Origin of the sequence: Salinicola endophyticus (genome assembly GCF_003206575.1) — a bacterium.
Lineage (GTDB): Bacteria > Pseudomonadota > Gammaproteobacteria > Pseudomonadales > Halomonadaceae > Salinicola > Salinicola endophyticus.
This window is the reverse complement of sequence record NZ_PZJO01000003.1, coordinates 324,520-349,130: the sequence shown is the minus strand read 5'-3', so window position 1 is coordinate 349,130 and position 24,611 is coordinate 324,520. Positions and strand designations below refer to the sequence as shown.

Sequence of the window (24,611 nt, the reverse complement as noted above, 5' to 3'; positions counted from 1 at the left end):
ACGGCCTAGCGCTCGGCGGTCCACCACTCCCCATGATGCACCGCCCGCTCGGCGAGCAGTGGCGCCAGCGTATCGAAGGCGTTGTCGAGGGTCTGATCGAGCTGCCACGGCGGATTGAGCAGCACCAGCCCGCTGCCGTACATGCCGCGCTCGGCGTTGGCCTCGCGTAGAGTGATCTCGCTACGCCACAGCTTGGGAATGTGCGCCTCGCGCAGCCCTTCCAGCAGCGTCAGATGACGTCCGGCCGGCAACAGCGGATACCAGATCATGACCACCGCATGGCGCACCTTGCGCACCACCTGGACGAGCGTGTCGACCACCTCGCGGTACTCTTCCTTGCGTTCGTAGCTCGGGTCGATCAGCGCGCACAGCCGCGGCGTCGGTACCGGCAGCCGCTGGCACAGCCCCTTGAGGCCGTCGGCGTGGAGCCGCTGGGCGTTGATGCTGGTCGTCATCTGCGTGTCCAGGTGCTGATGCTCGCCGGGGTGCAGCTCATACAGCGTCAGCCGATCCTGCGGGCGCAGCGCGTCGCCGAGCCACCACGGCGAGCCCGGGTAGCACTCCAGCGCCGGGCCGGACTGCAGCGTAGCCAGCCGCGCCAGCCAAGCGCCCAAGGCAGGCTCGGCGGCCAGCGCCTGGCGCCGCCGCCACAGCCGCTCGACCCCCTCACGATACTCGGCGAGCTTCTGCGTCTCCGTCGCCGCCAGCGGATAGAGTCCGCGTCCGGCGTGGGTATCGACGAAACTGATCGCGGAGGATTTGCGCGTCAGCGCCTCGAGCAGGTGAAAAAGCCCCAGGTGCTTGTGTACATCGGCGAAGTTGCCGGCATGATAGGCGTGCTGATAGGCCAGCATTGGCGGCTACCCCTCGCAGTGAGATGCCTTGCAGTAGAGCATCTGGAAGTGAACCTTCGAACGTGAAACGCGGCCCCAAGGGGCCGCGTCATCCCACCGATCGATACGTGATCAGGACTGTTTCGTCGGCGTCAGCGTGATCTCGACACGACGGTTCTGGGCACGTCCGGCGTCCGTGTCATTGCTCGCCACCGGGTGGCTCTCGCCGTAACCCACTGCGCTGATGCGCCCGGACGCGACACCGCCCTGCTCGAGGTAGCTCGCCACCGCCTGCGCCCGGCGCTCGGAGAGCTTCTGGTTGTAGCTCTCGGCGCCGGTGCTGTCGGTATAGCCGGCAACGCCGATGCGGGTGTCCGGATAGGCGCGCAGCACCGCATTGACGTCGTTGAGCGCCTGGCGCGCCGGGGTCTGCAGCTCGCTCGAGTCGAAGCCGAAGGTGACATTGCTGGGCATGTTGAGGATCAGGTTGTTGCCGTTGCGCTCGACCCCGATACCGGTGCCGTCGAGACGATTGCGCAGCTCCTTCTCCTGGGAATCCATGTAGGCACCAACGCCGCCACCGATTGCGGCACCGGTGGCCGCACCGATCAACGCACGATCGCGGGTGCTGCTGCCGCCGTGACCGCTGAGCGCACCGACCACGGCCCCGGCCACGGCGCCGATACCCGCACCGCCCCAGGTGTTGGTGTTACCGCTCTCCTGCTGGCCCTGCTGCTGCTGATAGCCGTCGTTGCTGGCACAGCCGCTGACACCCACGGCCACGGCGAGCGGCACGGCCAGCCACCAGGTCTTGTTCATCATCGTTTTCATGCGCGAATCGCTCCTTGCCCTGCGTCGCCGGATCGACCGACGACGACGTTACGCAGTGACACGGCTCGCGAGGGTCACGCCTCGTCGAGCAGTGCCAGCAGATCATTCAAGAATAACAGTCCTTGCGGCGTCGCCTGCAGCCGCGACGGCGAGTCCGCCAGCAGGCCTCGCTGCCGCGCCACGGCGAGACGCGGCGTCAACTCAGACAGCGCGCGCCCGGTATGGTTTTGCCAGTCGGCGAGATCGACGCCGTGGGTCAGCCGTAGCGCATTCATCAGAAACTCCAGCGGCAGCGTCTCCTCATCGACCGCACGCCCGCCGGCGACGAACCCGCGCGGATCGTTGGCACGCCGCAGATAGGCCTGCGGCTGGCGCGTTTTCCAGCGCCGCTCGATCCGTAGCCCGCCGTCACCATCAGGCCGGCTCAGCTTGGCGTGGGCGCCAGCACCGATCCCCAGATAGTCACCGAAGCGCCAGTAGTTGAGATTGTGTCGCGCTGCGCGCCCGGGCCGGGCGTAGGCGGAGATTTCATAGCGCGAGAAGCCGGCCTCCTCGAGCAGGGCGTGGCCGGCATCCTGGATGTCCCACAGCCGCTCCTCGTCGGGCAGCGGCGGCGGCTGCGAGAAGAATTCGGTATTCGGCTCCAGGGTCAGCTGATACCAGGAGAGGTGCGTCGGCGCCAGCGCCAGCGCCTGCTCGATATCGGCCAGCGCCAGCGCCGTATCCTGCCCCGGCAGTCCGTGCATCAGATCGAGATTGACGTTGTCGAACCCGGCATCGCGCGCCAGCTGCATCGCCTGAACCGCCTCGGCACCGCTATGGATGCGCCCGAGTGCCGTCAACTGTGCGGGCTGGAAGCTCTGCACGCCGAGCGACAGGCGATTGATTCCCGCCTCCCGGTAACCGGCGAAACGCCCATGCTCGGTGGTGCCGGGGTTGGCCTCCAGGGTGATTTCGATATCCGCGGCAAAGACCAGCCGCTGGCGCAGCCCGGCGAACAGCTGATGATAAGCCTCGGGAGAGAACAGGCTGGGGGTACCGCCGCCGATGAAGATGCTGACGATCTCGCGACCCTGCACCCACGCCAGATCGGCGTCGAGATCCGCCAGCAGCGCAGCCACATAGGCCGTCTCTGGCAGGGCCGCACCATAACCGACCCCGTGCGAGTTGAAATCGCAGTAGGGGCACTTGCGCACGCACCAGGGCACATGGATATAGAGCGCCAGCGGCGGCAGACCACCGGGCGCTGCCGCGTCAGGGAAATCCAAACTCACGCCTTCAGCCGCGCAATCAGCGCCTGCAGGGCACGGCCACGATGACTCAGGCGATTTTTCTCCTCGGCGCTCAGCTCGGCGGCGCTTGCCCCGGACTCCGGCACCCAGAACAGCGGGTCGTAGCCGAAACCGCCTTCACCCCGTGGGTAGGCGAGAATATCACCCGGCCAATCCTGCTGGACGATGATCGGCACCGGATCGTCGGCGTGGCGCAGGTAGACCAACACGCACCAGTAGCGCGCCCCGCGCTGACCCTCGGGCACCTCGCGCAGCGCGCTCAACAGCTTGTCGTTGTTGGCGCGGTCACTCTTGGGCTCCCCGGCGTAGCGCGCGGAGTAGATCCCCGGGGCGCCGTTCAGCGCATCCACCGCCAAGCCGGAGTCGTCGGCCAGGGCAGGGCCACCGCTGGCGCGGGCCGCGGCGCGCGCCTTGATCAGGGCATTTTCGACGAAGGTCAGGCCGGTCTCTTCGACGTCATCGACGCCGAACTCGGCCTGGGCCCGGACACGCAATCCCAGCGGTCCGAGAAGCTGTTGAAACTCGGCCAGTTTTCCCGGGTTACCGCTGGCGACGACGAGATCTTGTGGAGTGGCGGTCATGCGCGTCTTCCTGCCAAAAGCTCCATTCTACGGGCCGCACGGAAGCGGGTATAGCGTTGGCGGGAGGGGGTATGAGCGCTCCCTGACCTGGCACCTGGCGGGCCGCCGAAGGAGAGGATGAGAAAGCTCATCGGTTGGCGTGCACACCCTCATTTTGCCACGGACAAACACGGCTGTTTTTTCTCCAACAGAGAGCAGCAATTTCTCCAACACCTGCCAAAATTCACTTCCAAGCACATGAATTCTTTGTGTTTTTTTAAAAATTAAGGCGCGCTTAAATGACCTCTGGGTGTCACGTTTCGAAAACCTCAATGCCCTATATTTACAAGGCAAAGGTTTTATTAACACTATTGACGTCCGGTACTAAGAGACCGGCCATGAGGCTAGTGCCCAAGGATCACAACAAAACCTGTAGAAGACTAATTAAAAACCCGATACAAGGGATCAGACCATGAACACTGAAACCACCGACATCGTACTTGTAACGGACTGTAACTCACAGTCTGTTCTATTCCTAGACTATATCCACCAAAAGACCGGCTGCCGGGTCTCTGCGCTCAATCCACAGGAGCGCTTCTTGATGCCCGAAGGCAGGCGTGCGCTGGTGTTGCTCGACGGCGACCACGTCAACGAGAAGGATCTGCTGGTGTGGAACACCCGCGCCGAAGAGAACAAGGCCATCATCCTGTCGGCCTTCAACGTGCGCGACAACAAGCAGGTCATGGAGCTGCTGATCGGCATCCATCTGCGCGGCGTGTTTTATCGGCAGGACAATCTCGAGTTGATCTGTAAAGGTATTGTCAAACTTCTCGAGGGCGAGCTGTGGATTTCACGCCCACTCTCGGCGATGCTGATCGACTTCTATCGCCGTCAGCAGGTCAATACCTACCGTCCGGTCTGCGGGCTGACCCGACGCGAACTCGAGATCGTGACACTGCTGGTCTCTGGCGCCAGCAATACCGAGATCGCCGAAAAGCTCTTCGTCAGCGAGCACACGGTGAAGTCGCATCTCTACAATCTGTTCCGCAAGATCAACGTCCACAACCGTATCCAGGCCACCAACTGGGCGCGCCAGAATCTGGGCACGATTCCGGTGATGGCCTCGCGCTACGCCAACGGACGTCGCTGAGCGCCCGCCAGGTGACCCGCCGGGGACATNNATGTCCCCGGCGGGTTCCGGGCGGTTCAATTGAGCCGCATGCGCTCCTGGATCAGCGAGGCCAGCGTCAGGTTGGCGTCGGCCGCCGTGGTGTCCAGATGCACCAGGTAACTGATCTCGTCGTCGGCGAACGGCTCGAAGCGCTCGAGCTGGTGGTCGAGGATCGCCAGGCTGGTTTCGGATGGCTCGCCGCTACGGCGGGCGCGCTTGACGATGCGCGCACGCAGGGTGGCGTTATCGGCCTCGAAGCTCACCATCAATACCGGTAGCCCACGGCGCTCGGCCTCGAAGCGTAGCCGCTTGCGCTGCTCACGCAGCAGGCAGGTGGCGTCGATACACGCCGGTAGCCCCGACTCCAGCACGCTGCCGGCAAGCTCGGCCAGGCGCTGGTAGGTCTGCTCGGTGGCGGCCTCGCCATAGACCTCGTCAGCGTCAGCGGGCGCCGCGCTGAAATCGAACAGGCGCTTGCGCTCGACATCGGAGCGGATGCGCACGCCGCCCAGACGGCGCACGATCTCCTCGGTGAAGCGGCTCTTGCCGCTGCCCGACACGCCGACGGCGAGGATCAGGTAGGGGAAGCGGAACTCGCTGTACTCCCGCGCCATCGTCAGATAGCGCCGGAACACCTCGAGCGGATCGCCCTCGGGAAGGTCGTCGATGCGCCCGGCGTCGTGGTCGCGGATCAGCTCGATGCGCGCCCGCAGCAGCGCCCGGTAGCGCTTGTAGAAGTCGAGCAGGCGCACCACCGGGTAGTCGCCGGAGAGCTCGAGATAGCGGTTGAGCGCGTGGTGGGCGAATTCCCGCTCACCGCGCGCCTCCAGATCCATGATCAGGAACGCCAGCTCGCAGGCGACGTCGCACCAGCGCAGGCGCTCGTTGAACTCGATGCCGTTGAACAGGATCGCCTTGCCCTCGAAGCGCACCGCGTTGCCGAGGTGAATATCACCATGACTCTCGCGGATGAAGCCGTCGCGGCGCCGCGCCGCCAGCAGCGGCTCGAGCCGGGCGAAGCTCTCCAGCGTCAGCGTCTTGACGCACTCGAGCTCGGCGCGGTCCTCGGGCGTCTGACCGATCGCTTGCTGATCGAGCAGCGACTCGATCAGTTCGAACTCCTCCACCAGCATCTGCCGGGTATGCGCCGGCGAGCCGTAGGGGCTGTCGTCGTCGATCCGTGGCGCCGACTCGTGCAGCGCCACCAGCTGGTCGATCAGATCGTCGAGCAGTTCCACCGACAGCTCGCCGCTGGCCTGCAGCGAGCTCAGCAGATGGCGGTTGCTGAACTGGCGCATCTTGACCGCGTACTCGATCGGCGCGCTGTCGTCATTGACCCGCGGTGCCTCCTCGCTGCCGGAGATGGCGACACAGCCCAGATAGAGCGCCGGCGCCACCCGCCGGTTGAGCTCGACCTCCTGCTCGCACAGCCGTCGACGCTTGTCGAGGCTGGAGAAGTCGAGGAAGGTGCCGTAGTCCAGCGACTTCTTGATCTTGTAGGCGTAATCTCCGGTCAGCACCACCCAGGAGATGGGGGTCTCGAATACGTCGATGGCACCGACCGGATGGTCGAAGCAGTCACTCTCCTTGAGTGCCTGGATCAGCGCTCGGCTCATGCCGGGTCTCCCTGTCGATGGCGGCGCGGTCGGCTCACCGGGCCATGGCCGCGAACGCCTGCTCGCTGGCCAGCAAAGTGGTCTGGATGTCGTCGTGCGTATGTGCGCTCGACATGAAGCCGGCCTCGAAGGCCGACGGCGCCAGATAGACGCCGGACTCCAGCATTCGGGTGAAGAAGTCGCGGAACGCCTGGGCGTCGCAGGCCATGGTCTGGCCGAAGTTGTCGACCCGCTGCTGGGCGGTGAAGAAGAGCCCGAACATGCCACCGGCACGCTGGGTGATCAATCCCACCCCGGCCTCTCTGGCGCGCGCCTCGAGCCCGTCGCAGAGCGTCTCGACCCGGGTCGCCAGCGCGTCGTGGAAGCCCGGCTGACGCACCTTCTCGAGCAACGCGATGCCCGCCGCCATGGCCAGCGGATTGCCCGACAGCGTACCCGCCTGGTAGACCGGCCCCAGCGGCGAGATCTGCTGCATGATCTCACGCTTGCCGCCGAACGCGCCCACCGGCATGCCGCCGCCGACGATCTTGCCCAGGCAGGTGAGATCCGGAGTCACGCCGAAGTGCGCCTGGGCCCCGCCGAGAGCAACGCGGAAACCGGTCATCACCTCGTCGAAGATCAGCACGCTGGCGTAGCGGTCGCACACCTCGCGCAGCGCCTCGAGGAAGCCGGGACGCGGCGGGATCAGGTTCATGTTGCCGGCCACCGGCTCGACGATGATGCAGGCAATCTCATCGCCCAGCGACTCGAAGCACTCGTGCACCGCCTCGATATCGTTGTAGGGCAACGTCAGGGTGTGCTCGGCGAGCGACGCCGGTACCCCGGGCGAGCTCGGCTCACCATGGGTCAGCGCACCGGAGCCCGCCTTGACCAGCAGCGAGTCGGAGTGGCCGTGGTAGTTGCCCTCGAACTTGACGATCTTGTCACGCCCGGTATAGCCACGCGCCAGGCGGATCGCCGACATGGTCGCCTCGGTGCCCGAGTTGACCATGCGCACCATGTCGATCGACGGCATGATCTCGCAGATCAGATCGGCCATGGTGGTCTCGATCGCGGTCGGCGTGCCAAAGGAGAGCCCGCTGTCGAGGCGCTCGCGCACCGCACCGAGCACATCCGGGTCGGCATGCCCGGTGATCATCGGCCCCCAGGAGCCGACATAGTCGATGTAGCGCTTGCCCTCGACGTCGAACAGATAGGCCCCCTGGGCGCGCTCGACGAAGATCGGCGAGCGCGACATCCCCTTGAAGGCGCGCACGGGAGAATTGACGCCGCCCGGAATGTGGCGGCAGGCACGTTCGAAGAGTTCGGCGGATGTCGTCATGACGTCATTGCTACCCATCAGCGGTTACGGAATTCGGAAATCGGAGTCAGCCGGGTGTCGAGCGCGCGCACCGCGGCGGCAATGTCGGGGCTGGCGAAGATGGCATTGACCACCGCCAGCAACTCGGCGCCGGCGTCCCGGGCGGTTGCGATGGTGGCGGCCTCGATGCCACCGATCGCCACCCGCGGCAGGCCAAAGCGAGCCGCCTCGCCGAGCACGGCGAGCGGCGCCGGCGGCGCCTCGGGCTTGGTGCGCGAGGCGAAGAAGCGGCCGAAGGCGAGGTAGCTGGCGCCGGCATCGGCAGCCTGAGCAGCCAGCGTCAACGAGGCATGGCAGGTGGCGCCGATGATCGCCGCATCGCCCAGTCGCTGGCGGGCCAGCGCCAGCGGCGTGTCCTTCTGGCCCAGGTGCAGCCCGACCCGACCGCCCCAGCGTTGCTGCAGGCGCTCGGCCAGGGCCAGGTCGTCGTTGACGATCAGCGTCACCCCGAAGCGCTCGCACAGCGCCGCCAGCGCCGTGGCCTGGCGCCAGCGACGCGCGGCATCGGCCGACTTGTCGCGGTACTGCAGCAGCACCACGCCCGCCGCCAGCGCCTGTTCGCAGGCCGCCAGCAGCGAGTGATCGTCCGGCAGCAGCTGGCTGTCGGTGATCGCATAGAGTCCTTGGGGCAGCCCCCCTGACATGCCGCTGCGCGGTGTCGACATCGTCACTCCAGCGTGGCATCGAAGTCGGGCGCCCGCCAGACCCGGTCGGGCAGAAACTGCCCCCGGCCCAGCGCCAGGCCATGATCGAGGGTATCCCAAGTGAAGCGCTGCGCCTGAGCGCAGGCGCCAGCCAGCCCTTCGCCGGCGGCGAGCCGGGTGGCAAGTGCCGAGGCCAGGGTGCAGCCGGAACCGTGGTAGTCGGCGGGCAGCCGCGGCCACTGCCACTGGCGGTTGAGCTCCGGGGTGTGCAGGGTGTGCACCACGTGCCCCGCCGCCGGCTCGCCCTCCAGCGGGTCGGTGCCGGTGACCAGCACCGCGGCACAGCCGAGCGACATTACCTCGACCACCTGGGCGACCTCGTCCGCCGCCGGCTGCGTGGCCAGCAGCGAGAGCTCGCGCCGATTGGGAGTCAGGATATCCACAAGGGGTAGCAGGCGGCTGCGGACGTCGGCGGCCAGACCGGGTGTGGATAACTCAGTGCCGCCACCGCTGGCGATCACCGGATCGACGATCAGCGGAATGCCCGGGCGCATGCGCGCCACATCGATCACCGCCGCCAGCACCTCGGCGTCGGGGATCAGCCCCACCTTGATCGCAGCAATGCGGAAATCTTCGAACAGTGCCCGCGCAGCGCGACGGATGAAGTCGCCACTGCACGGCTCGACCGCGAGCACGTCGCGGGTCGACTGCACGGTCATCGCGGTGGGGATGGTGACCGGCCAGCCGCCGCAGCCGCGCACCGCCTCGGCATCCGCCACCAGTCCGGCGCCGCCGCTGGGATCGTGCCCCGCCAGCACCAGCACCACGGGCTTGTCGTCGTAACGGATCATCTGCCCCTCCCGCACCCGCTCATGGGGGCCTTCGCGGTAGTGTCGAGGTAGCCAATCGATCGTCGCATGCGTGCTCTCCTCTTCACTCACTATCCGCCTGCGCTGTGTCTGGAAACTGCTGCGCTCAGCGCTTGCGCCGATAATAATTCTCGATCGCTTCGCGGGTGATGATACCGGAAATCTTGCGGATCATCGGCGCCGTGGTGTGCTCGACATAGAGCGCCTCCACCCCGGATTCATTAAGGGTATCGTAGGCTTCCGACAGCGTCGCCTCCAGGTGCACCGGGGCCAGCTCCAGGCGCTGCCCCGGCACCTCCTCCAGATCGATCTGCGGATGCTCGGCCAGCCAGGCGTCGTCGTGCAGCACCCGCGCCAGGTTGGCCGCCTTCAGCGCCAGCGGCGGCTTCGCCTTGTCGTCCTGGATGATGATCAACCAGGTCGGCTTGGCATCGAGCAGCGACTTGGCGCGGTCGTGGTCGATCACCCGCGGCGTGCGCGCCAGATTGCGCTCCATCACGGCCGGCACCGCGACCCGCGACAGCGCCTGCATCAGCGGCTGCTGCAGCGGGTGCAGCCCCTGCTGGGCCAGATGCGACATGAAGAAACCCTGACAGCCGCAGAGCTGGCGCGCGGTCATTACCGCCACCACCACCGCCAGCATGCCGGGGAGCATGATCTCGGTATTGCGGGTCAGTTCGAGCAGCGCCAGCAGCGCCGCCAGGGGCGCCTGCAGCGCCGCCGCCATCATTGCTGCCATGCCCAGCACCGCGTAGAGCGCCGGGGTATCGACCACGCTTGGCCACAGCATGGCACCCAGCGCCCCCATCAGCGCACCGGTCGCCGCCCCCGAGACCAGCAGCGGGCCGATGATGCCCACCGACACGCCGCCGGCCATGCAGATGGCGGTCAGCGCCAACTTGACCACGGCGAGGGCCAGCAGGACATCGAGGGTCACGCTGGCGTTGAGCATGCGGTCGATGCTGTCGTAGCCGATCCCCTGGACCTGGGGATACCACCAGGCCGCAAGCGCCGTCAGCCCGCCGATCAGCGCCAGACGCAGGGCGAACGGCAACCGGGTCACCGCGGGGTGGCCCTGGGCGAGACGCACGAAGCCCCCCGCCAGCAGCCCCACCACCAGCGCGGTGAGCACGATGCCGGGCAGATCCATCAGCGAAGAGAGCTGCAAGGGCGGCACGCTGAATGCAGGCTCAGCGCCGTAGATCCCCCACGACACCAGCGCGCCCATGGTCGAGGCGAGAATCACCGGCATGAAGCCGGCGATGGTGTACTCCATCATCACCACTTCCATGGCGAAGATGACACCGGCGATGGGCGTATTGAAGGATGCCGAGATACCAGCCGCGGTACCGCAGCCCACCAGCACGCGCAGGCTGTTGTGGGGCAGGCGCAGACGTGAGCCGATCCAGCTCGAGGCGGCCGAGCCGAGATGGATCGCCGGCCCCTCACGGCCGGCGGAGAGCCCGCCGATGACCGAGATCACCCCGACCCACCACTGGTTGATCCAGTTGCGCAGCGGCATCTTGCCCTGCTGATAGGCGAGGCGTTCGATCACGTGACCGATCCCCATCTTCAGCGCACGGCTGGGCTGCGGCCACAGCCAGACGCCGATCAGGCACACCGCGATCAGCGGAAGCAGTGCACGGATCGGCGGCGGCAGCGCTTCGAACGCCTCCGGGTTACCACCAGGCATGAAGAAAAAGGCGCCGAGCTTGAGCAGCAGGCGAAACAGCACCATCACACTGCCGGTGAGAATGCCGGCGAAGATACCCAGCAGGCACAGCTGAGGCATGGCATCGACGCTCGCCAACTGGCTGCGGAAACGATCGAGACTCAGACGTCGCAGAGCGAACCTCGGCATGCGCAAACCGCTCTCCTTGAAACTCCAGACCTGTGCCCGCTCTGTTATCGGTGCCACCGTGCGAGCGTTAGGCGGTCAGAACATCATACACGCTAGCGCCTGTTCGGCGATGGGCGCATACCCGACGCGGCCGGCAGCGCCAAAGTTGACCCTTTTACTGGGTATTAACGATAATGGCCCTATAGACGGGCCATATGGCCTGCGCAACCCTTCCACCGACGAGGTCGGCACCCCCGACACTCAGGGAACGTGACGATGAGTACAGTGGAGTCCTTCGCTCCCACCCCGATGTTCTTCACCGACGCCGCCGCCCGGCGGGTCAAGGCGCTGATCGCGGCGGAGAACAACCCCGACCTCAAGCTGCGGGTCTATGTCACCGGCGGCGGCTGTTCCGGCTTCCAGTACGGTTTCGATCTCGCCGATCAGCTCGCCGAGGATGACACCGTGATCGACAACGACGGTGTCAGCCTGGTGGTGGATGCGCTCTCCTATCAGTATCTGGTCGGCTCCACCGTCGACTATGAAGAAGGCCTGGCCGGGGCGCGTTTCCTGGTCAAGAACCCCAACGCCCAATCCACCTGCGGCTGCGGCGCCTCCTTCTCGGTGTGAACCGACGCGGCGGCACCCGCCGCCGCGCGCCCATCGTCTCACTTGACGCTAGCCCCATACCTCCTCAAGGTAGTGAGTGATTGTTTTTTTCAATCAACCACTTGAGGTCAACATGAAAAACAACGCTCGCCTCCGCAAGACGCTGGCCCTCTCCGCCCTGGCGCTCTCATTCGGCGTCTGCGGTATCGCCAACGCCCAGCAGACCACGCTCAAGGCCGTCACCGATCCCAGCTTCGTGCCGTTCGAGATGATGGATCAGGACACCGGCAAGATGGTCGGGTTCGACATGGATATCCTGCAAGAAGTGGCCGATCGCGCTGGCTTCGACGTCGATCTCAAGACCATGGATTTCAACGGCATCATCCCCGCAGTGCAGACCGGTAACGTCGATCTGGCCATCGCCGGCATCACCATCACCGACGAGCGCCAGAAGATCGTCGACTTCAGCGATCCCTACTACGACTCGGGGCTGCGCATCCTGGTCAAGGACGGTAGCGAGGTGAAGACACTCGATGATCTCGCCGGCAAGCGCATCGGGACCAAGATCGGCTCCACCAGCTACGACTTCCTCAAGCAGCAGCTCGGCGACAAGGCCGAGATCACGCCCTACCCGGGCAGCGCCGACATGTACATGGCACTGATGGGCGGCAATGTCGACGCCGTCTTCTACGACGCCCCCAACGTCGGCTACTTCGCCCAGACCAAGGGCAAGGGCCGGGTCGAGACGGTCGGTCCGCTCTACGAAGGTCAGCAGTACGGCATCGCCCTGGCCAAGGACAGCGACTGGGTCGAGCCGGTCAACAAGGCGCTCGCCGCCATGCATCAGGACGGCAGCTACGACGAGATCTACGAGAAGTGGTTCGGCAAGGCGCCGGACGCCAAGTAACGCTGCAGCCCGAGCGGGCCGGACACCGTTCCGGCCCGCTGCCTTCGGGCCCTGATATCGCGGCGTGGCAACGGCGTCGGCCGTCGCTGGCGTCCGCTCGACGGAGACCTCTTTCGTGGACCTGCATTTTCAGTTCGACTGGCAGGCGGCGATCGCCTCCCTGCCCTATCTGCTCAAGGGTGTGCCCTACACCCTGCTGATCTCCTTCGGTGGCCTGGCCATCGGTTTCGTCATCGGCATGCTCTTCGGTCTGATGCGCATCGCCCCCAGCCGCTGGCTGCGCTACCCCGCCGTCTTCTATATCGAAGTGTTCCGCGGCACCCCGGTGCTGGTCCAGGTGCTGTTCATCTTCTACGGGCTGCCGACCCTGCTGGGCGGGCCGATCCCCGCGATCACTGCGGGGATCGCCGCCATCGCGCTCAATGCCGGGGCCTATATCTCGGAGATCGTGCGCGGCGGCGTGCAGTCGATCGAACGCGGCCAGCGCGAGGCGGGGCTGTCGCTGGGCCTCTCCGCGACCCAGACCTTTCAGTACATCATCTGGCCCCAGGCGCTGCGGCGCATGATCCCCGCCCTCGGCAATCAGGGCATCGTCAGCATCAAGGACACCTCGCTGTTCTCGGTGATCGGGGTCGGTGAGCTGGTGCGCCAGGGCCAGGTCTACATCGCCCAGACCTTCACCGCGCTGGAGGTCTATTTCATGATCGCGCTGCTCTACCTGGCGATCACCCTGAGCCTGTCGATGGCTCTGAGTCTGCTCGAACGCAAGGGGCTGGTGGGATGAACGACGACAAGCAGATCCAGCGGGATGCGCCGCCGATCGTGCGCCTCGACAAGGTCAACAAGCACTTCGGCGAGCTGCACGTGATGCGCGACATCGACCTGAGCGTGGCCCCGGGCGAAGTGGTGGTGATCATCGGTGCCAGCGGCTCGGGCAAGTCGACCCTGATTCGCTGCGTCAACGGGCTGGAGCCGTTCCAGTCCGGACGCATCGAGGTCGATGGCAAGACCCTGGCCCCCCACGGCGCCAGCGGCAAGTCGCTGCAGGCGGTACGCACCGAAGTGGGCATGGTGTTCCAGCAGTTCAACCTGTTCCCTCATCTGTCGATTCGCGACAACGTGACCCTGGCCCCGCGCAAGGTGCGTGGCTGGTCGCGCCGGCAGGCCAACACCACCGCCGAGCGTCTGCTCGAGCGCGTGGGAATCTCCGACCAGGCTGACAAGTACCCCAGCCAGCTCTCCGGCGGTCAGCAGCAGCGCGTGGCGCTGGCCCGGGCACTGGCCATGGAACCACGGCTGATGCTGTTCGACGAGCCGACCTCAGCGCTGGATCCGGAGATGATCGGCGAAGTGCTGGATGCCATGCGCGAGCTGGCCAAGGACGGCATGACCATGATGATCGTGACCCACGAAATGGGCTTCGCACGCGAGGTCGCCGACCGTGTGGTATTCGTCCATGGCGGCGAGATCGTCGAGCAGGGAACGCCGGAGGCCGTCTTCGATGATCCCCAAAACGAGCGTACCCGCGCCTTCCTTTCCCGCGTGCTCAAGCACTGAGCCCGCCCCCACTCGGCGCAAACGCGGCCACCTCGACGGTGGCCCGTTCGCGCTAGCTTCGAGCGTCTCTCACGCGCGCCTGGCTGGCTGCGGTTCCTATCGCCGCTCTGTCTTCGCGTCATGCCCCCCTTTTCCCCGCCCTGAGCACCGGATTCCTCCCGGCATCACCCCCGAATCACCTTCGAATCGTCTCTAGATCTGCCCGCGATAGCGCCAGAAAGGTTATCCCAAGCGGTTTTTTTCGCCTGTGGATAGTTTTTCAGCCTATCTCGACGCAGCCCGCCTCTGCCGTGTCCTCCAGCGCGATGCCCGCGTTGGGGACCGTCACGGTGACAGCAGGCGTATGCAGCGGTGGACAAGCGCTGGGTAGCTGGCGCTGTGTATAACGACGCTTTTCGTCCACAGCTTCAGCGCTGTCTGTCAGCAGCCTCCTAAGCCCTTTTCAATACATCCAATAACAATCCAAGTGAATGTTTTCTATAGGGAAAAGTCCCTTTTCCACAAAATATGTACACACCAGTAGTAACCATCACTACAGAACTTCTTTTCTATATTTCTTTATTTTTTAGTAATGACCTTGTGACCTGGCTGGCGCAGGTCGAGAGGTGTGGAAAACCCCTGACGGTTACCCACAGGACGTTTATACTGGGCGGCTTTCGCGACTCCGGTCGCCGCTGTCGGCGGGATCTTTGACTTTGAGTCAACAATCTCGCCGGGCAGCCGTTTTCAAGATTCATTCACTGTCGGGTGCCGGTTCGAGCACTCAACGAGGTGGACTGTGGAGTACCCCGACCGATTTCAGGTCATCGTCATCGGTGGCGGCCACGCCGGCACCGAAGCCGCGCTGGCAGCGGCCCGCAGCGGTGCACGCACCCTGCTGCTGACACACAACATCGAGACGCTGGGGCAGATGTCGTGCAACCCGGCCATCGGTGGCATCGGCAAGAGTCATCTGGTCAAGGAGATCGATGCGCTCGGCGGTGCCATGGCCACCGCGACCGATCTCGCCGGCATCCAGTTTCGCGTGCTCAACTCACGCAAGGGGCCGGCGGTGCGGGCAACTCGTGCCCAGGCCGACCGTGTGCGCTACAAGGCTGCCATTCGCTCGCTGCTGGAAAACCAGCCCAACCTGACGCTGTTCCAGCAGGGGGTCGACGATCTGGTTGTGGATAACGATCGGGTCACCGGCGTGGTCACCCAGACCGGCATCCGCTTCATGGCGGACGCCGTGGTGCTGTGCACCGGCACCTTCCTCGGCGGTGTGATCCATATCGGTCTCGATCATCACGCCGGCGGCCGCGCCGGCGATCCGCCGGCCAATGCCCTGGCCCAGCGTCTTCGCGCCCTGCCGTTCCGGGTCGATCGGCTGAAAACCGGCACGCCGCCGCGAATCGATGCCAAGAGCGTCGATTTCTCCAGGCTCGAGCGCCAGCCCGGCGATACGCCGCTGCCGGTGATGTCCTACCTGGGCAGCCGCGAGCAGCATCCGCGCCAGGTCGATTGCCATATCGCGCACACCAACACCCGGACCCACGAGATCATCTTCGCCAATCTCGACCGCTCGCCAATGTACTCCGGCGTGATCGGCGGCGTTGGGCCGCGCTACTGCCCGTCGATCGAGGACAAGGTCCACCGCTTCGCCGACAAGTCGAGCCACCAGGTGTTCATCGAGCCCGAGGGGCTGGACACCCACGAGCTCTACCCCAATGGCATCTCGACCTCGCTGCCATTCGACGTCCAACTGCAGGTGGTGCGCTCGATCGAGGGGCTGGAGAACGCGCACATCACGCGCCCCGGCTATGCCATCGAGTACGACTTCTTCGATCCGCGGGATCTCAAGCACTCCCTGGAAACGAAATTTATCCACAACCTGTTTTTCGCCGGCCAGATCAATGGCACCACAGGTTACGAGGAGGCCGGCGCCCAGGGGCTGCTGGCGGGCATCAACGCCGCGCGCCGGTCACGCGGCGAATCCGCCTGGTGGCCGCGCCGCGATGAGGCCTATCTCGGCGTGCTGGTGGATGACCTGATCAGCATGGGCACCCAGGAGCCCTACCGCATGTTCACCTCGCGTGCCGAGTATCGGCTGCTGCTGCGCGAGGACAACGCCGACCTGCGCCTGACCGCAGCCGGGCGCGAACTCGGCCTGGTCGACGACCCGCGCTGGGCAGCGTTCGAGACCAAGCGTGAACGCATCGCTCGCGAGAGCGAGCGGCTGCGCTCGACCTGGATCCAGCCCGGCACGCCCGCCGCCGATGCCCTTGCGACCAAGCTCGAGCAGCCGCTGGCGCGGGAGTACAACCTGATGGATCTGCTCAAGCGTCCGGAGCTCACCTACGCTGACGTGGCCCCGCTCAAGGGCGAGGCGGAGAGCGACGAGACGGTCGCCGAGCAGGTGCAGATCGAAGCCAAGTACGAAGGCTACATCGCGCGTCAGCAGGAAGAGATCGACCGGCTCAAGCGCCACGAGGCGACGCCGCTTCCGGAGGCGCTGGATTACGCCAAGGTCGAGGGGCTCTCGCATGAGATTCGCCAGAAGCTCGAACAGGCACGGCCGCAGACCCTGGGCCAGGCCGGGCGCATCTCCGGGGTCACCCCGGCGGCGGTATCGATTCTGCTGATCCATCTCAAGAAACGTCGCCTGATCGACGACAGCCAGGCGCTGCGTGCATGACCCCAGCCTGCGAACGCACTCTCGACCAGGGCCTGGCGGCGCTCGAGGTGGCCGTCGACGCCGCCCAGCGGCAGCGGCTGTTGGCTCTGCTGGGGCTGTTGCACAAGTGGAACCGCGCCTATAACCTCACCGCAGTGCGCGAGCCCGAGGCCATGGTCTCGCGGCATCTGCTCGACAGCGCCAGCGTGGCCTTCGCGGTGCGCGGGCCGCGGCTGCTGGACGTCGGCGCCGGCCCCGGTTTCCCGGGTCTGGTACTGGCGATCCTCGATCCGCAGCTGGCGGTCACACTGCTCGACAGCAACGGCAAGAAGGTCCGCTTCCAGCGCCAGGCGGTGATGGAGCTGGGACTCGACAACGTCACCTGCGCGCAGCACCGGGTGGAGGCCTTCAGCGGCGAGTACGACCAGATCATCTCGCGCGCCTTTGCCGCCTTGGGCGATTTTGTCGGCTTGACCGAGCCGCTGCTGGCCGCCGACGGCGAGTGGCTGGCGATGAAGGGTGGCCTCGAGGCGGACGAGCGCGAGGCGTTGCCCGCCGAGGTGATCATCGAGAGCCGCCAGGCGCTCGAGGTGCCGGGGCTCGATGGGGCCGAACGCCAGCTGCTGCGGCTGCGCCGCGCCGCACACGGCGATCGATAGCGACGGCGTCACCGCCGCCGCGCTGCAGTTTCGACGAAGGGAGTCGCCAGTGACCAGAATCATCGCCTTGACCAATCAGAAGGGCGGCGTCGGCAAGACCACCACCGCGGTCAACCTGGCGGCCTGCCTGGCGGCGCTCGATCGCCGGGTGCTGCTGATCGATCTCGACCCTCAGGGCCACGCCACCATGGGCAGCGGTGTCGACAAGCACGATCTCGACGGCAGCGTGCTCGACGTCCTGCTGGGCGACAAGAGCGCCGCCGAGGTGATCGTCGACTGCGCCGTGGCGGGCTATGCGCTGCTGCCGGGCAATGGCGATCTCACCGCCGCCGAGGTCGACCTGCTCGACCGCGACGGTCGTGAGCGGGTGCTGACCCAGGCGATCGACAGCGTGGCCTCGGACTACGACGTGGTGATCATCGACTGCCCGCCCTCGCTCAACATGCTCACCGTCAATGCCCTGACCGCGGCCAACGGCGTGCTGATCCCGGTGCAGTGCGAGTTCTACGCTCTCGAAGGGCTCTCGGCGCTGCTCGATACCGTCGAACAGATCCAGGAGAGCGTGAACCCCAATCTCGAGATCTTCGGCATCGTGCGCACCATGTTCGACCCGCGCAACAGCCTGACGCGGGACGTCAGCAAGCAGCTCGGTCAATATTTCGGCGACTCGCTGCTCAAGGCCACCATTCCGCGCAACGTGCGCGTCGCCGAAGCGCCCAGCCACGGCCTGCCGGTCACCAAGTACGCCCGCCTGTCGCGGGGCAGCCAGGCGCATCGCGTGCTGGCCAAGGAACTGATTCGCCGCCTGGCGCTGTAATGATGATCTCTGTGAGGAACACGCCATGACGACGCGCAAACGCCCGCTGGGACGCGGGCTAGATGCCCTGATCGGTTCCAGCGCCCGGCGCCGCGACGGTGGCGCGACGGAGAGCGCTGTCGCTGCCGACGACGCTGCGCCGGCCCAGGCGCTGCCGGGGGGCGAGGGCGGCGGTGAGCGGCTCGAACGCCTGCCGCTGCGTCAGCTCACCCGAGGCAAGTACCAGCCGCGCCGCGATATCCAGCCGGAAGCGCTCGAAGAGCTGGCCGACTCGATTCGCGCCCAGGGCGTGATGCAGCCGATCGTGGTGCGCCAGATCGGCGCCGAGCGCTACGAGATCATCGCCGGCGAGCGGCGCTGGCGCGCCTCCCAGCTGGCCGAGCTGGAGACCATTCCGGCGGTGATTCGCGAGGTCAGCGACGAGGTCGCGCTGGCGCTGGCGCTGATCGAGAACATTCAGCGCGAGAACCTCAACCCGGTCGAGGAGGCGATGGCGCTCAAGCGTCTGCTCGAGGAGTTCGAGCTGACCCAGCAGCAGGTCGCCGATGCGGTCGGCCGCTCGCGTGCCCAGGTCGCCAACCTGCTGCGCCTGCTGGCGCTGGACCCCCACGTGCAGACGCTGCTCGAGCGTGGCGATCTCGACATGGGCCACGCCCGCGCCCTGCTCAGCCTCTCCGCGGCCAAGCAGCGCCAGGCGGCCCACGAGGTGGTGTCGCGGGAGCTCACCGTGCGTCAGACCGAGGCGCTGGTCAAACAGATCGCCGAGGGACGCAAGAAGCCCGACGACAAACGCCCGCCGGCGGATGTGGGGCGGCTCGAGAATCGTCTCGCCGACCTGCTCGGCGCCCCGGTCAAGATTCATCACAACGCCTCCGGCAAGGGGCGGGTCACCATTCGCTACACCAGTCTCGACGAGCTCGACGGTATTCTCGGGCACATTCGCTGAGCCCAACCCGGTGGCGGAGCGCTTCGGGGCGAAAACGTTTAGCGCGATAATGGAATTTGCGCACTTTTCGTGATCGTTTTTCGCGCAAGACGCCTCAGATCGGTGCAGGTTCGGTTGATGCGGCATGGCCGCTTCTCTATAATCCGCCGAGGTTTGCCAGGCGCACGCCGAACGCAGCGACGACAAAATACGCATTCAGAATCAACGGCGAGACCGACGCCATGCAACCAACGGCACCGGCCAGGCTTCCCAGACCGCGCATCGCGGCGATGATTCTCGTGCAGTTCGGCGGCGTGATGGGCATGGCCCTGATCGCCTGGGGCGTCCTGGGGCAGGGCGTGGCGCTATCGCTCTTGTGCGGTGGGCTCGTCGCGGCCGTGCCCAGTGCCTTCTTCGCTTGGCGCGCCTTCCGCTACCAGGGAGCGGGGCAGGCGCGATACATCGTCAAAAGCTTCTACCACGCCGAGGCCGGCAAGTTCGGTTTGACGGCGGCACTGTTTACGCTGGTGTTCGTGGCCGTGCCCCCCTCAAACCCCGCTTTCTTCTTTGGCGCTTATGTGCTGACGCTGCTGCTGCAGTGGCTGGGGCCCTGGCTACTGCGCCGTCCGTCACACATTCAATCTCGAGGCTGAACCATGGCTGGCAACAACCCGACGAGTACGGAGTACATTCAGCACCACCTGCAGAACATGACCTTCGGTCTGCATCCGGAGCATGGCTGGTCGCTGGCGCACTCTGCCGCAGAAGCCCGTGAAATGGGCTTCTGGGCGATCCATGTCGACACCATGGGGTGGTCCATCGGGTTGGGGGTGCTGTTCCTCTATCTGTTCCGCCTGGTCGCCAAGCGTGCGAGCACCGGCGTGCCCACCGGGCTGCAGAACTTCGTCGAGATGATGGTCGAGTTCGTCGACGGTTCGGTGCGCGAGACCTTCCACGGCAAGAGCAAGCTGGTCGCCCCGTTGGCGCTGACCATCTTCTGCTGGATCTTCCTGATGAACCTGATGGACCTGGTGCCGGTGGACTTCCTGCCGATGCTGGCCCAGAAGGTCGGTGCCTGGTTCGGCGCCGATCCGGCGCACGTCTACTTCAAGGTCGTGCCGACCACCGACGTCAACGCCACCTTCGGCATGTCGCTGTCGGTCTTTGCGCTGATCATTTTCTATTCGATTCGTACCAAGGGCCTCTCCGGCTTCATCGCCGAGCTGACCCTGCATCCGTTCAACACGCCCAACAAATTCGCCCAGATCCTGTTGATTCCGGTCAATCTTCTGCTTGAGCTCGTCACCCTTCTGGCCAAACCGGTCTCTCTGGCGTTGCGACTCTTCGGTAACCTCTACGCCGGTGAGTTGATCTTCATCCTGATCGCGATGATCGGACTGTGGCAGCTGCCGCTGCACTTCCCGTGGGCGGTGTTCCACATCCTGATCATCACGCTGCAGGCATTCATCTTCATGATGCTCACCATCGTCTATCTCAGCATGGCGACCGAAGAGCAGCATTGAGACGCGTTTCCTTCAACCCCTAACCCGTAAACTCGACTGCAAGACTGACTGAAAACTGGAGACAACCATGGAAGCACAAGTTCTGGGCATGACCGCGATTGCCGTTTCTCTGCTGATCGGCCTCGGCGCACTGGGTACCGCCATCGGTTTCGGTATTCTGGGTGGCAAGTTCCTGGAAGGCGCCGCGCGCCAGCCGGAGATGATCCCGCAGCTGCAGGTCAAGATGTTCATCGTCGCCGGTCTGCTCGACGCCGTGACCATGATCGGCGTGGGTATCGCACTGTTCTTCACCTTCGCCAATCCGTTTGTCGGTTAACGTCGCCGTCTACGGCCCGTGTGGCCGCGGTGACCTTAACCCCAAACTTGTGACGCGAGAGGTGCTGGCGTGAATCTGAACCTTACACTGATTGGTCAGGCCATTGCCTTTGCGGTCTTCGTCTGGTTCTGCATGAAGTATGTATGGCCGCCGGTCATGCAGGCGCTGCAGGAACGACAGAAGAAGATCGCCGACGGTCTGGATGCGGCCAGCCGTGCTACCCGCGATCTCGAAGTGGCTCAGGAAAAAGCCGAAGAGACGCTGAAGGAGAGCAAGGAGCAGGCGCAGCAGATCCTCGAACAGGCCAACAAGCGGGCCAATCAGATCGTCGAAGAGGCCCGTGACAATGCGCGGGCGGAAGGCGAGCGCATCATTGCAGGCGCTCGCAGCGAAATCGATCAGGAGATCAATCGCGCGAAGGAAGAGCTGCGTGCCCAGGTGGCGCTGCTGGCTGTGGCCGGCGCCGAGCGCATCCTGGAATCCTCCATCGACGAGTCGAAGCATCGTGAGCTCGTCGACAAGCTCGCTGCCGAGCTCTAAGGAGGCGCACCATGGCTCAAACGTCTAGCGAAACCGTTGCACGACCCTACGCCAAGGCGGCGTTCGAGTTCGCGCGCGACAAGCAGGCGCTTCAAGCGTGGTCTCAGAGTCTTGCCCTGGCCGCGCAGGTGGCCGGGAACGCGGATGTCGGTGAGCGTGTGCTGGGCAATCCGCGGCTGACCGCCGCGGACAAGACCCGGCTGCTGCTGGAAGTGTGCGGCGACGACCTGAACGACGCGAGCGTGCAGAACTTTCTGCACCTCGTCGGCGAGAAGGGTCGTCTGGCCGCGCTGCCCGACATCTTCGAGGAGTTCGAGGCGCTGCGCGCCCAGGAAGAAAAGCGGGTCGACGTCACCATCGTCTCCGCCTTCGACCTGGACGAAGCGCAGCAGAACGTTCTCGCCGAGGCTCTGAAGAAGCGTCTGAATCGTGAAATCTCCATTACCACTCAGGTGGACCGCGAGCTGTTGGGCGGCGTGATCCTGCGTACCGGCGACACCGTCATCGACGGGTCGGTACGCGGTCGATTGCAGCGCCTGCGCGAAGCGCTCACCGCTTGAGTTCGAGGGACATGGCATGCAGCAACTGAATCCTTCCGAGATCAGCGACATCATCAAACAGCGTATCGACAAGCTGGATGTCGCCTCCGAAGCCCGTAATCAGGGCACCGTCGTCAGCGTCGCTGACGGCATCGTCCGCATCCACGGCCTGGCCGATGCGATGCTCGGCGAGATGATCGAATTCCCCGGTGGCGTCTACGGCATGGCGCTCAACCTCGAGCGCGACAGCGTCGGCGCCGTGGTCCTGGGTGACTACCTCGAGCTCGAAGAGGGCATGACCGCGCAGTGCACCGGTCGTATCCTCGAAGTGCCGGTGGGTCCGGAGCTGGTCGGCCGCGTGGTCGATGCGCTGGGCAACCCGATCGACGGCAAGGGCGATATCGAGACGAGCCTGACCGACGCGATCGAGAAGGTCGCTCCGGGCGTCATCACCCGTCAGTCGGTCGACCAGCCGGTGCAGACCGGCCTCAAGTCGATCGACGCCATGGTGCCGATCGGTCGCGGCCAGCGTGAGCTGATCATCGGTGACCGTCAGATCGGTAAGTCCGCGGTGGCGATCGACACGATCATCAACCAGAAGGGCACTGGGGTCACCTGTATCTACGTCGCGATCGGTCAGAAGCAGTCGACCATCGCCAACGTGGTGCGCAAGCTCGAAGAGCACGGCGCCATGGACCACACCATCGTGGTCGCCGCCGGTGCCGCCGATCCGGCCGCCATGCAGTACCTGGCGCCCTACGCCGGCTGCACCATGGGCGAGTACTTCCGCGATCGTGGCGAAGATGCGCTGATCGTCTACGACGACCTCTCCAAGCAGGCCGTCGCCTACCGTCAGATCTCGCTGCTGCTGCGCCGTCCGCCGGGCCGTGAAGCCTATCCGGGTGACGTCTTCTACCTCCACTCGCGTCTGCTCGAGCGCGCCGCGCGCGTCAACGCCGAGTACGTCGAGAAGTTCACCAACGGTGAAGTGAAGGGCAAGACCGGCTCGCTGACCGCGCTGCCGATCATCGAGACCCAGGGTGGCGACGTCTCGGCGTTCGTTCCCACCAACGTGATCTCGATCACCGACGGCCAGATCTTCCTCGAGACCGGCCTGTTCAACTCGGGTATCCGTCCGGCCATCAACGCCGGTCTCTCGGTCTCCCGTGTGGGTGGTTCGGCCCAGACCAAGATCATCAAGAAGCTCGGCGGCGGTGTGCGTCTGGCGCTGGCCCAGTACCGTGAGCTGGCGGCGTTCTCGCAGTTCGCTTCCGACCTCGACGAGGCGACCCGCAAGCAGCTCGAGCACGGCCAGCGTGTCACCGAGCTGATGAAGCAGAAGCAGTACTCGCCGATGTCCGTGGCTCAGATGGCGCTGACGCTGTACGCCGCCAACGAAGGCTATCTGGACGATGTCGCGGTCGACAAGGTCCTCGATTTCGAGCGTGCCCTGCAGGACTACATGAAGTCCGAGCACGCCGACCTGCTCGACAAGATCAACTCAAGCGGCGGCTACGACGACGAGATCCAGAAGGGTCTCAAGTCGGGTCTCGAGTCGTTCAAGTCCACTCAGACCTGGTAAGCGGTGCGGCCCGTCTCCTCCGGGAGCGGGCCGCCTCGCCCAGCTGAGCGGCAGGAATCAGGTGATCCGCGATGGCAGCTGCAAAAGAGATCAAATCCCAGATCGGGAGCATCAAGAACACGCAGAAAATCACCAGCGCCATGGAAATGGTCGCTGCGTCGAAGATGCGTCGGGCCCAGGACCGCATGGCGGCCAGCCAGCCCTATGCCAACCTGATCCGCCGGGTGGTCGGCCACGTCGCCAAGGCCAATCCGGAGTACCGCCACGAGTACACCCTCGAGCGCGAGGTCAAGCGCGTGGGCTATATCGTGGTCTCCAGTGATCGGGGCCTGGCCGGCGGCTTGAACGTCAATCTGTTCAAGGCGGTGGTCAACCACGCCCGCGACTGGCACGACAAGGGTGTCGGTGCCGACTTCGCGGCCATCGGCAGCAAGGCCGGCGGTTTCTTCCGCAAGCGTGGCGGCAATCTGCTGGCGGCCAAGAAGGGGCTCGGCGATGCGCCGGAAGTCCAGGATCTGGTCGGCAGCATCAAGGTGATGCTCGATGCCTTCGACGAAGGCAGTCTGGATCGGCTCTACGTGGTGTACAACGAGTTCGTCAACACCATGAGCCAGAAACCCGTGGTGCGTCAGCTCCTGCCGCTCGAGGCGGTCGAGGACGACACCCAGGGCGATGAACAACCCAGTCCCGGTACGAATCAGGGTAATTGGGACTACCTGTATGAGCCGGATGCCAAGACCCTGCTCGATCACCTGCTGGTTCGCTACGTCGAATCCCAGGTGTATCAGGCCGTGGTCGAGAACGCGGCCTGTGAGCAGGCTGCGCGCATGATCGCGATGAAGAACGCGACCGACAACGCTGGCAATCTGATTGACGATCTGCAACTGGTGTACAACAAGGCGCGTCAGGCGGCCATTACCCAGGAAATTTCGGAAATCGTCGGTGGTGCCGCGGCGGTATGACGACGT

The 24,611-nt window shown here is 65.2% G+C and carries 25 protein-coding genes; 16 read left to right on the top strand and 9 right to left on the bottom strand.

Annotation, left to right across the window (positions count from 1 at the left end):
- Positions 1-5: 5 nt before the first annotated feature.
- The 4 genes from DOM66_RS08105 to rdgB form a co-directional block, all read right to left on the bottom strand.
- Positions 6-854: a 23S rRNA (adenine(2030)-N(6))-methyltransferase RlmJ gene (locus DOM66_RS08105; protein ID WP_110689814.1), complete on the bottom strand. Its 849-nt coding sequence runs from the start codon at positions 852-854 to the stop codon at positions 6-8.
- Between the two features lie 111 nt (positions 855-965).
- The gene (locus DOM66_RS08100; RefSeq protein WP_232825080.1) at positions 966-1,664 is read right to left on the bottom strand and encodes an OmpA family protein; all 699 of its coding nucleotides are present in this window, start codon (positions 1,662-1,664) and stop codon (positions 966-968) included.
- Between the two features lie 74 nt (positions 1,665-1,738).
- Positions 1,739-2,932, bottom strand: a complete 1,194-nt coding sequence (gene hemW / locus DOM66_RS08095) for a radical SAM family heme chaperone HemW (RefSeq protein WP_232825081.1) — start codon at positions 2,930-2,932, stop codon at positions 1,739-1,741.
- 2 nt (positions 2,933-2,934) lie between these two features.
- A complete protein-coding gene (gene rdgB / locus DOM66_RS08090) occupies positions 2,935-3,537 on the bottom strand; it encodes an RdgB/HAM1 family non-canonical purine NTP pyrophosphatase (protein ID WP_110689813.1) in 603 nt (200 codons plus the stop codon).
- A gap of 451 nt (positions 3,538-3,988) precedes the next feature.
- Here rdgB and DOM66_RS08085 point away from each other — a divergent pair, with 451 nt between their 5' ends.
- Entirely contained in the window at positions 3,989-4,666 is a 678-nt protein-coding gene (locus tag DOM66_RS08085) for a LuxR C-terminal-related transcriptional regulator (protein WP_110673732.1), read from the top strand.
- A 56-nt stretch (positions 4,667-4,722) separates the two neighbouring features.
- Here DOM66_RS08085 and DOM66_RS08080 read toward each other — a convergent pair whose 3' ends face one another.
- From DOM66_RS08080 to DOM66_RS08060, 5 genes are all read right to left on the bottom strand, one after another.
- Positions 4,723-6,303, bottom strand: a complete 1,581-nt coding sequence (locus DOM66_RS08080) for a bifunctional aminoglycoside phosphotransferase/ATP-binding protein (protein ID WP_110689812.1) — start codon at positions 6,301-6,303, stop codon at positions 4,723-4,725.
- Between the two features lie 34 nt (positions 6,304-6,337).
- On the bottom strand, positions 6,338-7,624 hold the full coding sequence (gene hemL / locus DOM66_RS08075) for a glutamate-1-semialdehyde 2,1-aminomutase (RefSeq protein ID WP_110689811.1): 1,287 nt from the start codon (positions 7,622-7,624) through the stop codon (positions 6,338-6,340).
- A 17-nt stretch (positions 7,625-7,641) separates the two neighbouring features.
- Entirely contained in the window at positions 7,642-8,328 is a 687-nt protein-coding gene (gene thiE, locus DOM66_RS08070) for a thiamine phosphate synthase (RefSeq protein WP_245392397.1), read from the bottom strand.
- A 2-nt stretch (positions 8,329-8,330) separates the two neighbouring features.
- Positions 8,331-9,155, bottom strand: a complete 825-nt coding sequence (gene thiD, locus DOM66_RS08065) for a bifunctional hydroxymethylpyrimidine kinase/phosphomethylpyrimidine kinase (protein ID WP_407071981.1) — start codon at positions 9,153-9,155, stop codon at positions 8,331-8,333.
- Between the two features lie 127 nt (positions 9,156-9,282).
- Positions 9,283-11,037 (bottom strand): chloride channel protein, encoded by a 1,755-nt coding sequence (locus tag DOM66_RS08060; protein WP_110689810.1) that lies wholly within the window; start codon positions 11,035-11,037, stop codon positions 9,283-9,285.
- 255 nt (positions 11,038-11,292) lie between these two features.
- Here DOM66_RS08060 and erpA point away from each other — a divergent pair, with 255 nt between their 5' ends.
- The 15 genes from erpA (at position 11,293) to atpG (ending at position 24,605) form a co-directional block, all read left to right on the top strand.
- Entirely contained in the window at positions 11,293-11,646 is a 354-nt protein-coding gene (erpA, locus tag DOM66_RS08055) for an iron-sulfur cluster insertion protein ErpA (RefSeq protein ID WP_035473526.1), read from the top strand.
- 112 nt (positions 11,647-11,758) lie between these two features.
- The gene (locus DOM66_RS08050; protein ID WP_110673736.1) at positions 11,759-12,532 is read left to right on the top strand and encodes a transporter substrate-binding domain-containing protein; all 774 of its coding nucleotides are present in this window, start codon (positions 11,759-11,761) and stop codon (positions 12,530-12,532) included.
- Between the two features lie 115 nt (positions 12,533-12,647).
- Entirely contained in the window at positions 12,648-13,316 is a 669-nt protein-coding gene (locus DOM66_RS08045) for an amino acid ABC transporter permease (protein ID WP_110673737.1), read from the top strand.
- On the top strand, positions 13,313-14,089 hold the full coding sequence (locus DOM66_RS08040) for an amino acid ABC transporter ATP-binding protein (protein ID WP_110673738.1): 777 nt from the start codon (positions 13,313-13,315) through the stop codon (positions 14,087-14,089). The genes DOM66_RS08045 and DOM66_RS08040 overlap by 4 nt, the downstream gene beginning before the upstream one ends.
- Before the next feature lie 778 nt (positions 14,090-14,867).
- On the top strand, positions 14,868-16,763 hold the full coding sequence (gene mnmG, locus DOM66_RS08035; RefSeq protein WP_110689809.1) for a tRNA uridine-5-carboxymethylaminomethyl(34) synthesis enzyme MnmG: 1,896 nt from the start codon (positions 14,868-14,870) through the stop codon (positions 16,761-16,763).
- On the top strand, positions 16,760-17,401 hold the full coding sequence (gene rsmG, locus DOM66_RS08030; RefSeq protein ID WP_110673740.1) for a 16S rRNA (guanine(527)-N(7))-methyltransferase RsmG: 642 nt from the start codon (positions 16,760-16,762) through the stop codon (positions 17,399-17,401). The genes mnmG and rsmG overlap by 4 nt, the downstream gene beginning before the upstream one ends.
- 49 nt (positions 17,402-17,450) lie before the next feature.
- Positions 17,451-18,218, top strand: a complete 768-nt coding sequence (locus DOM66_RS08025) for a ParA family protein (RefSeq protein WP_106418971.1) — start codon at positions 17,451-17,453, stop codon at positions 18,216-18,218.
- A 25-nt stretch (positions 18,219-18,243) separates the two neighbouring features.
- Positions 18,244-19,164, top strand: a complete 921-nt coding sequence (locus DOM66_RS08020; RefSeq protein ID WP_110689808.1) for a ParB/RepB/Spo0J family partition protein — start codon at positions 18,244-18,246, stop codon at positions 19,162-19,164.
- Between the two features lie 56 nt (positions 19,165-19,220).
- The gene (locus DOM66_RS08015; RefSeq protein WP_232825084.1) at positions 19,221-19,796 is read left to right on the top strand and encodes a F0F1 ATP synthase subunit I; all 576 of its coding nucleotides are present in this window, start codon (positions 19,221-19,223) and stop codon (positions 19,794-19,796) included.
- Between the two features lie 3 nt (positions 19,797-19,799).
- On the top strand, positions 19,800-20,666 hold the full coding sequence (gene atpB, locus DOM66_RS08010; RefSeq protein ID WP_110673743.1) for a F0F1 ATP synthase subunit A: 867 nt from the start codon (positions 19,800-19,802) through the stop codon (positions 20,664-20,666).
- 67 nt (positions 20,667-20,733) lie between these two features.
- Positions 20,734-20,982, top strand: coding sequence for a F0F1 ATP synthase subunit C (gene atpE, locus DOM66_RS08005; protein ID WP_011508579.1), 249 nt, complete (start codon positions 20,734-20,736; stop codon positions 20,980-20,982).
- 69 nt (positions 20,983-21,051) lie between these two features.
- Positions 21,052-21,522 carry a F0F1 ATP synthase subunit B gene (locus DOM66_RS08000; RefSeq protein ID WP_110673744.1) on the top strand — a complete coding sequence of 157 codons (471 nt, stop codon included), beginning with the start codon at positions 21,052-21,054 and terminating at the stop codon, positions 21,520-21,522.
- An 11-nt stretch (positions 21,523-21,533) separates the two neighbouring features.
- Positions 21,534-22,082 carry a F0F1 ATP synthase subunit delta gene (locus tag DOM66_RS07995; protein WP_110673745.1) on the top strand — a complete coding sequence of 183 codons (549 nt, stop codon included), beginning with the start codon at positions 21,534-21,536 and terminating at the stop codon, positions 22,080-22,082.
- Positions 22,083-22,098: 16 nt separating this feature from the next.
- The gene (gene atpA, locus DOM66_RS07990; RefSeq protein ID WP_106418974.1) at positions 22,099-23,643 is read left to right on the top strand and encodes a F0F1 ATP synthase subunit alpha; all 1,545 of its coding nucleotides are present in this window, start codon (positions 22,099-22,101) and stop codon (positions 23,641-23,643) included.
- A gap of 71 nt (positions 23,644-23,714) precedes the next feature.
- Positions 23,715-24,605: a F0F1 ATP synthase subunit gamma gene (atpG, locus tag DOM66_RS07985; protein WP_106418975.1), complete on the top strand. Its 891-nt coding sequence runs from the start codon at positions 23,715-23,717 to the stop codon at positions 24,603-24,605.
- Positions 24,606-24,611 lie beyond the last annotated feature (6 nt).

Excerpts from the sequence above, each read along its gene's own strand:
- DOM66_RS08105 (WP_110689814.1), bottom strand. The coding sequence starts at position 854 with ATGCTGGCCTATCAGCACGCCTATCATGCCGGCAACTTCGCCGATGTA.
- DOM66_RS08100 (WP_232825080.1), bottom strand. The coding sequence starts at position 1,664 with ATGAAAACGATGATGAACAAGACCTGGTGGCTGGCCGTGCCGCTCGCC.
- rdgB (WP_110689813.1), bottom strand. The coding sequence starts at position 3,537 with ATGACCGCCACTCCACAAGATCTCGTCGTCGCCAGCGGTAACCCGGGA.
- DOM66_RS08085 (WP_110673732.1), top strand. The coding sequence starts at position 3,989 with ATGAACACTGAAACCACCGACATCGTACTTGTAACGGACTGTAACTCA.
- DOM66_RS08080 (WP_110689812.1), bottom strand. The coding sequence starts at position 6,303 with ATGAGCCGAGCGCTGATCCAGGCACTCAAGGAGAGTGACTGCTTCGAC.
- hemL (WP_110689811.1), bottom strand. The coding sequence starts at position 7,624 with ATGACGACATCCGCCGAACTCTTCGAACGTGCCTGCCGCCACATTCCG.
- thiE (WP_245392397.1), bottom strand. The coding sequence starts at position 8,328 with ATGTCGACACCGCGCAGCGGCATGTCAGGGGGGCTGCCCCAAGGACTC.
- DOM66_RS08060 (WP_110689810.1), bottom strand. The coding sequence starts at position 11,037 with ATGCCGAGGTTCGCTCTGCGACGTCTGAGTCTCGATCGTTTCCGCAGC.
- erpA (WP_035473526.1), top strand. The coding sequence starts at position 11,293 with ATGAGTACAGTGGAGTCCTTCGCTCCCACCCCGATGTTCTTCACCGAC.
- DOM66_RS08050 (WP_110673736.1), top strand. The coding sequence starts at position 11,759 with ATGAAAAACAACGCTCGCCTCCGCAAGACGCTGGCCCTCTCCGCCCTG.
- DOM66_RS08040 (WP_110673738.1), top strand. The coding sequence starts at position 13,313 with ATGAACGACGACAAGCAGATCCAGCGGGATGCGCCGCCGATCGTGCGC.
- rsmG (WP_110673740.1), top strand. The coding sequence starts at position 16,760 with ATGACCCCAGCCTGCGAACGCACTCTCGACCAGGGCCTGGCGGCGCTC.
- DOM66_RS08020 (WP_110689808.1), top strand. The coding sequence starts at position 18,244 with ATGACGACGCGCAAACGCCCGCTGGGACGCGGGCTAGATGCCCTGATC.
- atpB (WP_110673743.1), top strand. The coding sequence starts at position 19,800 with ATGGCTGGCAACAACCCGACGAGTACGGAGTACATTCAGCACCACCTG.
- atpE (WP_011508579.1), top strand. The coding sequence starts at position 20,734 with ATGGAAGCACAAGTTCTGGGCATGACCGCGATTGCCGTTTCTCTGCTG.
- DOM66_RS07995 (WP_110673745.1), top strand. The coding sequence starts at position 21,534 with ATGGCTCAAACGTCTAGCGAAACCGTTGCACGACCCTACGCCAAGGCG.
- atpA (WP_106418974.1), top strand. The coding sequence starts at position 22,099 with ATGCAGCAACTGAATCCTTCCGAGATCAGCGACATCATCAAACAGCGT.
- atpG (WP_106418975.1), top strand. The coding sequence starts at position 23,715 with ATGGCAGCTGCAAAAGAGATCAAATCCCAGATCGGGAGCATCAAGAAC.